General features: G+C 59.3%; 10 protein-coding genes. 4 read left to right on the top strand and 6 right to left on the bottom strand.

Features of this window, described 5'->3' with window-relative positions:
• Nucleotides 1–11: 11 nt before the first annotated feature.
• The gene (locus FJU08_RS03210; RefSeq protein ID WP_141147512.1) at nt 12–1,043 is read right to left on the bottom strand and encodes a GlxA family transcriptional regulator; all 1,032 of its coding nucleotides are present in this window, start codon (nt 1,041–1,043) and stop codon (nt 12–14) included.
• A 206-nt stretch (nt 1,044–1,249) separates the two neighbouring features.
• On the bottom strand, nt 1,250–1,414 hold the full coding sequence (locus FJU08_RS22685; RefSeq protein ID WP_181409728.1) for a hypothetical protein: 165 nt from the start codon (nt 1,412–1,414) through the stop codon (nt 1,250–1,252).
• Between the two features lie 114 nt (nt 1,415–1,528).
• Between FJU08_RS22685 and FJU08_RS03205 the strand changes: the two genes are divergently transcribed.
• Complete coding sequence (locus FJU08_RS03205) at nt 1,529–2,434, top strand: LysR substrate-binding domain-containing protein (protein ID WP_141147511.1); 906 nt, start codon at nt 1,529–1,531, stop codon at nt 2,432–2,434.
• 34 nt (nt 2,435–2,468) lie between these two features.
• On the opposite strand, the gene FJU08_RS03200 is transcribed toward FJU08_RS03205, so the two are convergent.
• On the bottom strand, nt 2,469–3,104 hold the full coding sequence (locus FJU08_RS03200; protein WP_141147510.1) for an exopolysaccharide biosynthesis protein: 636 nt from the start codon (nt 3,102–3,104) through the stop codon (nt 2,469–2,471).
• A 360-nt stretch (nt 3,105–3,464) separates the two neighbouring features.
• Between FJU08_RS03200 and FJU08_RS03195 the strand changes: the two genes are divergently transcribed.
• Nucleotides 3,465–3,620 carry an entericidin domain-containing protein gene (locus FJU08_RS03195; protein ID WP_141147509.1) on the top strand — a complete coding sequence of 52 codons (156 nt, stop codon included), beginning with the start codon at nt 3,465–3,467 and terminating at the stop codon, nt 3,618–3,620.
• Between the two features lie 344 nt (nt 3,621–3,964).
• Here FJU08_RS03195 and FJU08_RS03190 read toward each other — a convergent pair whose 3' ends face one another.
• From FJU08_RS03190 to FJU08_RS03180, 3 genes are all read right to left on the bottom strand, one after another.
• Nucleotides 3,965–5,038 (bottom strand): Gfo/Idh/MocA family protein, encoded by a 1,074-nt coding sequence (locus FJU08_RS03190; protein WP_141147508.1) that lies wholly within the window; start codon nt 5,036–5,038, stop codon nt 3,965–3,967.
• Nucleotides 5,039–5,046: 8 nt separating this feature from the next.
• On the bottom strand, nt 5,047–6,057 hold the full coding sequence (locus tag FJU08_RS03185; protein ID WP_235890569.1) for a Gfo/Idh/MocA family protein: 1,011 nt from the start codon (nt 6,055–6,057) through the stop codon (nt 5,047–5,049).
• A 111-nt stretch (nt 6,058–6,168) separates the two neighbouring features.
• On the bottom strand, nt 6,169–6,975 hold the full coding sequence (locus FJU08_RS03180; protein WP_141147507.1) for a fructosamine kinase family protein: 807 nt from the start codon (nt 6,973–6,975) through the stop codon (nt 6,169–6,171).
• A gap of 116 nt (nt 6,976–7,091) precedes the next feature.
• Between FJU08_RS03180 and FJU08_RS03175 the strand changes: the two genes are divergently transcribed.
• Together FJU08_RS03175 and FJU08_RS03170 are read left to right on the top strand one after the other, a co-directional pair.
• Nucleotides 7,092–8,495: an FAD-binding oxidoreductase gene (locus FJU08_RS03175; protein WP_141147506.1), complete on the top strand. Its 1,404-nt coding sequence runs from the start codon at nt 7,092–7,094 to the stop codon at nt 8,493–8,495.
• 169 nt (nt 8,496–8,664) lie between these two features.
• A complete protein-coding gene (locus FJU08_RS03170; protein WP_141147505.1) occupies nt 8,665–12,342 on the top strand; it encodes an AsmA family protein in 3,678 nt (1,225 codons plus the stop codon).
• The last annotated feature ends 71 nt before the right edge of the window (nt 12,343–12,413 follow it).

Below are 12,413 nucleotides of genomic sequence, written 5' to 3'. Positions count from 1 at the left end.
TGTCTGGCGCTTCAGCTGACCAGCGAATAGGCGTGTTCGTTGACGACCGGAAGCGGCGGTACCGGTGTGGCGGCGCGGGCAAGACGCCGCCTGGCACGCTCCTGCTGCGGCGAGGCGGAATAGATTTCTCGATAACATTTGGAAAAATGCGACGCGGAGACAAAGCCGCAGGCAACAGCCACATCGACGACCGGCAGCGTTGACTGAGCCAGTAGGTGGCGGGCGCGATCCAGCCGTATTTCAAGATAATAACGCGCCGGGGAGCGCCCCATTTCCTGACGAAACAGCCTTTCGATCTGGCGTCGCGACAGACCGACGGCATCGGCAATGTCGATCAGCGACAGCGGTTCGGCCAGATTGGCCTCCATCAGTTCGATGATCTGCATGACCTTACCATTCTGCACGCCAAGCCGTGCCTTCAGCGGCAGGCGCTGGCGATCCGAAGATGAGCGGACGCGATCGGTGAGCGCCTGCTCGCAGATCATGTTGACCAGGCCATCGCCGAATTCCCGGCCGATCAGATGCAGCATCATGTCCAGTGAAGCTGTGCCGCCAGCGCAGGTATAGATGTTGCGGTCAACCTCGTAGAGATCGGCATGGGCGTCAATATCCGGAAAGGCTTCGGTAAAACCGGGCAGGTTTTCCCAATGAATGGCGCAACGGCGACCGTTCAACAGACCGGCTTCCGCCAGAAGATGCGTTGCCGTGCACATGCTGCCAATGCAGCGGCCGCGATTGTTGAGTTCACGCAGCCAGGCATTGAAGGAGCGGTTGAAATAATCCTCAACATCCAGCCCGGAACAGACGATGACCATATCCGGCCGTCTTTCGCCGGTCAGCGCCTTGCGTTCTTCGGCAAGTGAGGTTTCCGCATCAACGGAAATACCGGTTGACGAGGTGACCCTGTCGCCGTCATCGGAGGCTATCCGCCAGGAAAAGGCCTGATAGCCCAGCATTCTGTTGGCAATTCGCAGCGCATCCACGGCTGCCGTGAAAGGCAGTAGTGAAAAATTCGGGATTAGATAGAAGACAAAAGATCTCATTACTGCACCGCCGAAAACAGAAGAGAAACACACCAGCCGTAACTTCATTTTGTCAAGAAACGGGCATCTTAATTGTCTGTTTGCGACATTGACACGGAGAAATGCGTCAGGAAAGGCCTTACGTGCCGAATTCGTGAAGTTTTCGCGACAGCGCCGATTTCACCCCGCTCAGCGCCTGAGGCGATGAAGGGGTGAAACCGAACAGATCAGTCGCGGCGCCAGGGGCGATCATCGCCGGCAAGGTCGTCAAGCAGGTGTCGCGGCAGGCGTCTTAGCTCGCGATCGAGATTTCTGCGGTCATTTTCGAGCCGGTGACGCGCAAGTGCGGTACCCAGCGGATGGAAAATCAGGGAAAGCACAGCCAGGAACATTGTCTCATCCTCTCTTCAGAAACGAATTGCACTGAAGGTGGTCCCTGTTTGACAATCAATCAAACGAAACATTATTATGTCTGAAATCAATTTATTTGAATTGAGGAGTGACGCATGGATATCCGCGAGACACGGCCTGTCGGCCTTCTGGACAATGATATTCTACGCACCTTCGTCGCCATTGCCGAAACCGGCAGTTTCGCCGCGGCGGCGGAAACGGTCTTCAGAACGCCCTCTGCTGTTTCAATGCAGATCAAGCGGCTGGAAGAACAGGTCGGTTCGACATTGTTTTTGCGTGAGGCGCGGGCCGTGCGGCTGACGGAGAGCGGCGAGCGGCTGCTTGGCTATGCGCGGCGTATGCTGGCGCTTTCCAATGAGGCGATGGCGCATTTTCATACGCCCGATATCGAGGGCGTCGTCCGGCTCGGGGCGACGGACGATATTGGCGAACGGATCCTGCCGGGCATGCTCAAGCGTTTTGCCGAAGTCTATCCGGGCGTGACCGTGGATGTCACGATCGACAATAGTGTCGGTTTATATCCGCGCCTGCGAGAGCAGCGGATCGACCTGGCGCTGGTGAATTCCGGCTGTGACAGCCTGCAGTCGATGAACCACGAGGTGCTTGTGGTTGAGCGGCTGGTGTGGGTCGGTGCCAAAGGTGGTGCGGCCTATCTGCAGGATCCGCTGCCTGTTTCCATGTGGGATCAAGGCTGCGCCTGGCGTAGCGAAGCCGTGCGCCAGCTTGAAGCACACGGGCGCCGATACCGGCTCGCTTACCTGAGTGCCTCGACCATGGTACAGCGCGTTGCTGTGGAAGCCGATCTCGCGATTGCACCCATGGCCCGATATTATGTCGGCGAGGACATGGATATTCTCGGGGAAGAACATGGCCTGCCCAGGCTGGGCGAGTATGAGATCCATCTTGTCTTCGGCGAGCGGCGAACACCGGTTGTCGAGGCGGTGGCCGAGGCCGTACGCCACACGTTCCGTGGCGCTGGCGCACATATGCAGGCGGCCTGATGCAATTCCACCGAACTACAGTATGATCTGGCGCCTAGAACAGCATGGCCAGAAGCGCGCCAGCGGCGAAGATGACCAGTACGGCCACCATGATCGAGATTGTTCCGATGACGATGCCCGCCAGAATGCCAAGGCCGTCGCGCTCGCTGACCGAAAGGCCGATCACGGCCAGTGCAAGGGCGGGTAACCAGTTGCCGAACGGGATCGGGATGAAGACGACAATTGACAGCAGCAGGCAGAAGGCGCCGAGAAGGCGCTCGGCACGGCGGCTGGCATAGATCCAGGCCCGTGGCCTGACAGCCTGCTCCAGCCAGCGCAGGCCGGGCAGAAGCCTGCCGATCAGCACTTCATAGCGGGTTCCGTCCAGGGAAAGCCGTGCCAGACTTTCAGGCAGCCAGATACTGTTGCGACGTGAGGCCAGCATCTGCCAGGCAACGAAGATCAGCGGCAGACCGAGGATCAGCGTTGCCCCCGGAGGCATTGGCACCAGATTTGGCAGGCTGAAGAGCACCAGAAATGTGCCGAAAGAACGTTCGGCCAGGCTTTCATCAAACTGGCGCAAGCTTACGCGTCCCTGCGCATCGGGTTTGATGCTTTCCAGCAGATCGGAGAAACGTTCGATCCCGGAATGCTCACTGTTCCTGCTCGTCTGGTCGGCGGCCTCGTTCATGTGCGGGTTGTCTTCTCTGAAGGGTGAGATTCAGAAATATAGTTCTCCCCCATGAAATGGGGGCGAAACCTGTCCGGCGCAATATGTGGAGGCCGGATTCAGCTTTGCGCGCTTCCGTTTCGGTCTGAGATGTTGCGGTGAGCAAGGGCGGGCGGAAATAATGTCCTGCCTTGCCTCCCCCGGCTGTGGATCAATCTGTGGACAAGCTGTGGATAGACCTGTGGATGATCTGTGAATGTTCGTGGGATGTCCCGTTTTCTCTCGCGACTGCTTTCACTTGTTGTGATTTGGCACGGAACCAGGCCGGCATCGATGCGTTCTTCTGTCAGAGACATTTGTTGAAGAAAAAGGGAGAACCTTATGCGTAAGTCACTGGCAATTATATCGCTTTTTCTGACCGGTCTGGCTGTGTCATCCTGTGGCAACACGATCCGCGGCATGGGACAGGATACCGCCAATGCGATTGATGCGACGCAGAATGCAGGACAGAATGTCCAGCACGCAGCGGAGCGTTGACGGGCACAAGACATGCTGTGGATACAGCGATCCTTGCCGAGAAAAAAACCGTGCGGATCCTGAGGTCCGCACGGCCAGACTGCTGACAAAGCCATTCATATTGCATGTTTGAGGTGGAATAGCCTCACCCTCCGTCGTCATCCCCGTGCTTGTCACGGGGATCCATATACGTAAGACATTGAATAGACAGAGTCTTTCGCCGCGCAGACGCGCATCGGCTGGATGCCTGTGACAAGCACAGGCATGACGTCAGTGAAGGGGGTGAGGTTTGTCAACAAACTGACCGTGCGGATCTTAAGGTCCGCACGGTTTTTCATGTCTGAAATGTCCTGCGTTTCAACGCATCAAATGGCGTTTTGCCAACCGTGATAGAAGGGATGATCTGCCATGACCGGAAGCGCCACCGCGCTATAGGTCTTGGCTGACCAGTAGCTGGCGGTGGCAAGGTCGAGTGCCTGACGGGCATCGGCGAGTGTGACAGGCAGCTGCTTCTTCTGGCAGATCGCCTCGTGGTAGGCCGCCATCAGACCGGAAAGCCGTTCCGGACCGGGATCGTAATCCGCCAGCAAGGCGTCGATTTTCGCGCCAACTTCCGGGTTTGCCGGGATGATTTTCCAGGGATCACCGCCCGGATGATAGGACAGCTGCGCGCTTTCAAAGGTGACGTTTTCAAAACAGAACCGCAGGCGGCTGATCTGCTCCTGCGAGCCGGTGGTGGCCGAGATGGTCGCCAGCGCGCCGCATTTCATTTCAAGGCTGATGCTGGCGCAGTCCTCGACCTCGATCTTGTTGACCCGGGTTGCGATGCGGGCAAACAGCGAGCGGGCGGGGCCCAGCAGATAGAAGAGCAGGTCGTTGATGTGGATGGCATGGGTGAGCAATGTGCCGCCGACAGCAGTCTCCCAGCGTCCGCGCCATTCCTTGGCGTAATAATCAGCGCCACGCAGCCAGTGGGTCTCGGCCGTTGCCACATAGGCCTTGCCGGCAAGGCCCGCCTCGATGATGCGTTTGGCTTTCTGCACGCCGTGGCCGTAACGATACTGCATGATCGGCAAAACCCGGCCGGTCGAACGTGATTCGGCTTCCATGATGTCGTCGAGGGCGGAAAGCGAGGCGACCAGCGGCTTTTCACAGATCACATGCTTCCCATGGGCCAGGGCGGAGAGGATCATGTCGTAATGGGTTCCGGGCGGCGTGCAGATATCGATAATGTCGATATCATCCATGGTGAGCAGTTCTTCGAACTTGCCGACACGGCGTTCGATGCCGAATTCATCCCCGCAGACATCACGCTGCGCTTCGTTCCTGTCGCAAATGGCTGCAACCTCGAAAAGCGCCTCATTGGTGCGGTAGCCGGTTTCAATATGCGTCCGGCCAAAACCCAGCCCGACAATCCCGACCTTCAATTTCCTGGTCATTCCGCCCTTTACTCCATCCCGTGTCTTAAGGACCGTTCCGCAATGGCCTGTGCTTCCAACGCCAGCGCCATGGCATTGAAACAACGCATTTGCGGCATTGCGGTTTCCGTCCTGTTCGAAATGTCTGCCATCAGATCCCGTCCGTAGCTGATCGCGACATCACTGCAATCGATATAACGAGTCTCGCTTCTGTCGGAAAGGAACAGATGATCTTTTCCCGGCCGCCCAGTGATATCGATATGTTTGCGAAGTTCAATGTAACCCTCTGTCCCAACGAGAAAAGTCCGCCCGTCACCCCAGACCGGCAACCCGTCCGGGGTTAGCCAGTCGACGCGCGCATAACCCGTGGCAACGGCATTCTGCATGTGGATATCGCCGAAATCCTGAAGGCCCGGATCGGCCGGATTGGTCCGGTTCTGAACCGTTGCTGACAGGATTTCGGCATTGAGACTGTCGGTGAAGAATAAAAACTGCTCCGTCTGATGCGATGCCAGATCAACCAGAATGCCGCCATAGGCGTTGCGATCAAAAAACCAGGGATCGCGTGTCGGGCGGCGCAGCCGGTGTGGCCCGAAGCCGCTCATATGGACAAGCGAACCGATGGCGCCGTCCCGGACCAGCTCGCCCGCCCTGATCGTGGCGCGGCTTTCCAGATGCTCGCTGTAGCGTACTGAGACGATGCGCCCCGTCTGTTTCTGTACCGCTTTCAGCCGTTCCAGATCCTCGACTGTCGTCGCTGCCGGTTTGTCGAGAAGCACATCCTTGCCATGCCGCATGGCGGCAATGGCGATATCGACCCGTTGATCCGGGATCGCCGCGCTGATGATGAGCCCGATGGCGGGATCTTCCAGAATGCGGTCGACCGCATCAGACCGTGGCACATCCGGATAGGTCTCGCCAAAGCGTGCTGCAAGATGGTCTTCGGCCGCAAAATAGCAGGCAAGCTCAGCCCCGGCGGCACGCATGACGTCCACCTGACCATAAATATGCGAGTGGTTGATGCCGATCACGGCCATCATAAGGGGCTGGGGCAATGCGATCCTCAAGGGGGCGAATGCGGGTTAACGTGCTGGCGATCATAGGGCGATTCGCGCAATCGGCCATGTTTCTCATCAAGCAAAAATGCAGTTTCAGTGCCCGATTGCATATAAAAAGCCTTCGACCATGGATCGGTAGCCCTCGCCGAAAAGCCTGAGATGCACGAGGGCCGGCCACAGGCTGTAGACGGGCTGACGTTCGGCAAAACCCGGTTCGAGTGGACGATAATTATCGAAGAAAGCCCGGTCGAGGCGGCCGAACAGCGACAGCATGGCAAGATCGACCTCGCCATCGCCGTAATAGCTGGCGGGATCGATCAATGCGGTGATGCGATCACCGATCGACATGACATTGCCTGACCAGAGATCCCCGTGAACGAGTGCTGCAGGCGGCTGATCGGGGATCAGGTTGCCAAGATCGCCAGCAAGATGTTCGAGCCGTCTGGCAAGGTCGCGCGGAACATGCGGCAAGTTGTTGACGATACGGTTGTCGCGCCAGAATTCGACCCATGACGATGCCGTCCGGTTGTGGATCGTGACGCGGCCAAAGGCATAGTCATCCGGCCAGCCGAAGCGCCTGTCCGTCGGAGCATGGAGCTTTGCAAGAACGGTACCGAGATCGGCCTGGGCGTTGCCGGGGCCACTGCGGCCGGCAATTTCCTCCATCAGCAGCACCGTTTCATCGGCAGCGATGACGGCAGGTGCCGGGGCGCCGGTCATCGCAATGGCACGCAGCATATCAGCTTCCACCATCGGTGCCGGACCGCTCTTGACGATGACATGGCGGCCGTCCGGCAGCCTCGCCCGGTAGAGCGATGAAAGATCGCCGCTGGCAAACCAGACAAGTGAAATCGCGTCGATACCGAGAAGTCTGGCGACATTGGCTGATAGATCGGTCAATCGGTTCTCCTGCTGCCACACCCGTCAGGCTCTGGACAGACGCTGGCAATCGTCGCATAGAAAGCGCCGTAAACGAATGCCCGAGATCAAGGGCGCCAAAGCATATGGAGAAAAAAGTGGCTTTACAGGACGTCAAGGCAGGGCCCAGAAACGAAGATGCGATTGGCCAGGTCATTTCGATCCTGAAGCAGCGTTTCGGCGAGAAGCTGCAGACCGGCGAGGCCTTCCGCACCCAGCATAGCCACTCGACCACTTATCTTCCGGCGCAGCTGCCCGATGCGGTTCTATTCTGCGAGGCAAGCGAGGATGTAAAGGAAGCGGTGAAGATCTGCGCCGAACACAAGGTGCCGATGATCCCCTTCGGAACAGGCTCTTCTTTGGAAGGGCAGGTCAATGCGCCGAATGGCGGCATCTCGGTCGACCTGTCGCGGATGAACCGCATTCTCGAAGTCAATGCGGAGGATCTCGATTGCCGGGTCGAGCCAGGTGTGACCCGTGAACAGCTGAATGAATATCTGCGCGATACCGGCCTGTTCTTCCCGATTGATCCCGGTGCCAATGCCTCGATCGGCGGCATGGCCTCGACGCGTGCTTCCGGCACCAATGCCGTGCGTTACGGGACGATGAAGGACATGGTCCTGTCGCTGACGGTCGTCACCGCCGATGGCGAGGAGATCCGCACCGCCCGCCGTGCGAAGAAATCCTCGGCCGGCTATGATCTGACCCGGCTTTTTGTCGGTGCCGAGGGCACGCTTGGCATCATCACCTCGATCACGCTGCGCCTGGCCGGCATTCCGGAAAAGATCGGCGGCGGTGTCTGCTCCTTCCCGGATCTGGAATCGGCATGCAATGCGGTGATCATGACGATCCAGATGGGTATTCCCGTTGCCCGGATCGAACTGCTGGATGATATGCAGGTGCGCGCCTGCAATGCCTATTCCAACCTCGATTTCCCAGAACAGCCGTTGTTGCTGGTGGAGTTTCACGGCAGTGAGGCCTCCGTTGCCATGCAGTCGGAACTGTTCGGCGAGATCGCCTCCGAATGCGGCAGCGACGATTTCAAATGGACGGCGGATGCCGAGGAGCGCAACAGGCTGTGGAAAGCGCGGCACAATGCCTATTGGGCAGGCCGCGCTCTGGCGCCGGAGCTGGCGGGCTTTTCCACCGACGTCTGCGTGCCGATTTCACGGCTTGCCGAATGCGTGATGGAAACCCAGGCCGATCTGAAGCAGGAGGGCTTTCTCGCCCCCATTGTCGGCCATGCCGGTGATGGCAATTTCCATCTACTCTTGATGTTCAATGACAAGGACGCAGACGAGATCGCCCGCGTTGAGGCCTTCACGGATCGTCTGGCCAAACGGGCACTCGCCATGGACGGCACCTGCACCGGCGAACACGGCGTTGGCCAGGGCAAGAAGCGGGTTGTCGGTGAGGAGATGGGGGCGGCGATCGATCTGATGCGTTCGATCAAGACTTCGCTGGACCCGGACTCGATTTTCAATCCCGGCAAAATCTTCTGATTAACGACCTTTTCGTCTGTCCCTCCGCCGGGGTCGAATAAGCGCGCCGGGCGTGCTAGAAGGAATGCATGTTGCAGCTGCGCGCGGCACGCTTTTTCGTGCCCGTGTGGCCTATGTATATTCTGCTGCATCGGCAGGCTCATGATTTTCGAGACAGGGGCGCGGACGAGTGCTTGGACGAATACTGGTTTTCCTCGGCGGACTTCTGGTCCTGATTTTGTTTGCCGCCCTCATTGTTCCCTATTTCGTCGACTGGAGTGATTTCAGGCGCGATTTCGAGATGCAGGCAAGCCGTGTTCTTGGCAAGAAGGTTGAGGTTGCCGGTGATGTTCAGGTGCGCTTTCTGCCGTTTCCCTCCGTCACCATGCATGATGTGCGCGTCGGCAGTGATGCCAATGGCAAACCGCTGGCCACGGCGGCACAGTTTTCAATGGATGCCGAGCTAGCGCCGTTCCTGAGCGGTGAAGCGCGCATCTTCAAGATGGAACTGGATCAGCCGGAGATCAATCTGCATCTTAATGCCGATGGCACGCTCGACTGGCTGAAGACCGGCCAGAGCGATCTGGCGGCCCGCAATGTCGTCTTCGAGGATGTTGAGGTGCGCGGCGGTACGGTGCGGTTGAGCGATGATGCGACCGGCCATAGCCGTGTCATTTCCGATATCACGGCGACACTTTCATCCACAGCGATCGACGGTCCGTGGCACATGGATGGTACGGCCGCGCTGGACGGCTATTCCGGGACCTTCACCATCCAGACCGGCCGGCCCGATCCGGCCTCCGGGCAGATGCGGCTGCGCGCCAGCCTTGTGCCGGATGCCTGGCCTGTCGCGGCCGATCTGGAAGGCGATGTGGCGCTGGAGGAGGGCAAGCCCGTCTATAACGGCGATTTTCGCCTTCGTGTGGAAACGGGCGATGATGCTGACACGGACACGCCGCCGCCGCCGCGTGCCAGCGGTAAATTCACGCTGAGCAATGCCAGCCTTTCGCTGCCTTCCTACCGGCTGGAAATCGGCTCGCGTACCGATCCTTACGTGGTCGAGGGCGAAGGTCATTTCGACACCAGTCCTGGCGGCGAATTCCTGCTTACGGCCAATGGCCAGCAGTTCGATGTCGAGCGCCTCAGCGAAGGCAGCACCTCTGGCGGCAAGTCGGCGCGGGTGACTGGAACAAGCGCGCGCAAGCGGCTTGATTCGCTGATTTCCTTCCTGCGCGGCATTCCCATTCCGCAGGTGCCGGGCAAGGTCGTGTTCCAGCTGCCGGCAGTCGTTGCCGGAGACACCACGATCCGTTCGGTCCAGCTTGAAGCCCATCCCGATGGTGATGGCTGGCAGATCGAAAAGGGCGTTGCGATCTTGCCTGGCCGCACCCAGGTCGAGGCCTCCGGCCGCCTGACCCTCGGTGATAATGACAATACTGCCTTTCGCGGCAACCTGCTCGTCGCCTCGCAGCAGCCGACCGGGTTGGCCAACTGGCTGACCGGCAATGTGGCACCGGAAATCCGTCAGATCACCCGGGCCGGCTTTTCCGCTGATGTTGTCCTGACCCGCGACAGCCAGAAATTCAATAATCTCGAGATTATCGCCGGTGATGCGTCGCTGAAGGGCTCTGCCGATCGTGAGGCGCCGGAAGGTCAGGTGCCGAAGCTTGCGCTCGATCTTTCCGGCAATGTCATCGACTATTCCACGCTTTCGGCCCTGACTGGGCTTGCCGTTGGCAATGACGTCAAGAGCGGTCTTGCCGCCCACGCCATAACGGCAAAGCTCAATGCCGATACGCTGAATGCCTTTGGCGTCAGCGCCAATGGCGTCTCGGCCGATTTCGCGGTTCAGGCGGGCAGCGTGACGGTAAACCGGTTCGATGCTCGCGATATCGCTGGCGCCACGGTTGAGATCTCCGGTCAGGCGCAGAGCGGTATCGGCGGCAATGACGGCCTGTCCGGTTCCGGACGGGTCCATATTTCTGCGGCCGATCCGAGCGCTTTTCTGGCGCTGCTGGACAAGCAACTGCCCTCGCACCCGCTGACCGGGATGCTTGAGGATCATGCGATCTGGTATCAGGATACCGATCTGACGGCGGATCTCGTATTCGGGCGCGACGGACAGGATCTCTCCGCGCTGTTGAGCGGCACCGTCAATGGCGGCAAATTGAACGGTTCGTGGCGGCTGAAAAACCTCGGCCAACTGGCCGGGATGACCGGGCAGATACAGCTGTCAAACCCGAACGCTGCGGTGATCTTCGGCCAGCTGGGGTTCGAGCCGCTGCCGCTGCCCGCCCCTGCAGGTGCTCAGCTTTCCCTAAATGTCGACAATGTTGGTGCTGATGGCAAGGGGGATGTGACGTTCCGGCTGGCAAGCGGGGACACCAGTCTGGGGGGCAAGGGCAGGGTGGCGCTTGATGCTGCCGATTTCCTCGATGGTTCGCTTTCGCTCACGCTGAAAAGCCCGGATCTGGAGCCCTATCTTGCCATGAACACGCTGGTCGTTCCGGGAACGGGCTTTGGCCTTCCGGTCGATCTGTCGGGGACGCTGGATGTGGCGAAGGATCATTTCTCGCTCTCTGCTTTGTCCGGTTCGCTTGCTGGTAATGCCGTTTCCGGCCGTCTGGCTCTGGCGCGCAACCAGCCTGTTGCGCGGGTCAGTGGAGCACTCTCCGTCGATCAGCTTGATCTCGACTGGCTGCTGGAAACCGTGTTCGGGCCGGATGCTGCCGATATTTCGGCAGGGGCTTCCGATGCACCGATCGGCAAGGCCTATTTTGGCACAGGCGAGGCAGATATCGATCTTCAGGCTGCCAGTTTCGATCCTGGCCTCATGGAGCCGGTGACAGGGTTGAGCACGACAGTGCATTTTCGCGGTGGCGGACTTGAACTCGACAAGATCAGCGGCGCCTGGCTTGGCGGTACGCTGTCGGGTGCCTTGCGGCTCGGCAATAATGACGGGTCGGGTTACGTGCAGACGCAGCTGAACATCAAGAATGGCGATCTGGCCGGCCATGCCTGGCGTGTCGATGGCAGGCCTGTGATTGATGGACGGTTTGATCTCGGTCTCGTTTCCGAGACCACGGGCGGCTCGCTGAAGGCGTTGGTCGACAAGGCCAGTGGCTCAGGGATGCTGACGCTGAAAAACCCGACCGTAAACGGTATCAATCTTGATATCGGCGACCAGCTCCTCACCTGGGCGACGGGGCAGGGCACCGAAATCAGGAATGAGGCGGTGCCCGGTGCAGTGGCGTCTCGGCTTTTCGGTGACAGTAGCGTGCAACTCGGCAAGGTCGATATTCCCTTCAGCCTGTCCGGCGGGCTCCTTCAGGCCCGCAATGTCATTGTCGATCTGCCGATGGCCCAGCTCTATGGCGGTCTGAGCCTCAATCTGAGCGATCAGACGATCAGCGCCTCACTGCAGACAACGCTGAAGCTTGGCGATGATGAGGATAATGGCGCGAGCCCGGATTTTACCCTGAACTTTTCCGGTCCGCTTGCCACTCCTCAGGTTGCGCTTGATACCACGGACCTCAACAACTTCCTGTCGCTGCGTGCGGTCGAGCGCGAACGGCGCCGGGTAGAGCGGCTGCAGGCCGATGTGCTGGAAAAACAGCGACTCAGGCGTGAGGCTACGCTCTATCAGTATAATGATGATCAGCGCCGCAAGGCCGAGGAGGCCAAGAAGGCGGCGGAAGAGGCTGCTCGTCTGGCAGCCGAAGAGGCGGCTGCGGCGGCCAATGCCGATGGCAAGAATGGAGCCGCTGCGGCAGGCGAACTGCCGGCCGCCGGCGGTGCCAATCCGCCCGCTGCCGGCAAGGCTGCGCAAAGTGCCCAGACCGAACCTGCACAGCCTGCCAGCAATTGATGGCGTATTGCATGTCTTGAAATCGCCCGCTTCGGACGGCATAAAAGGATACTGGAATTGACGGATCTCAG

The sequence above is a fragment of the Martelella alba genome (assembly GCF_006516955.1).
Lineage (GTDB): Bacteria > Pseudomonadota > Alphaproteobacteria > Rhizobiales > Rhizobiaceae > Martelella > Martelella alba.
Note: the sequence above shows the minus strand (reverse complement) of the source record. Positions and strands in the feature narration are given on the sequence as shown.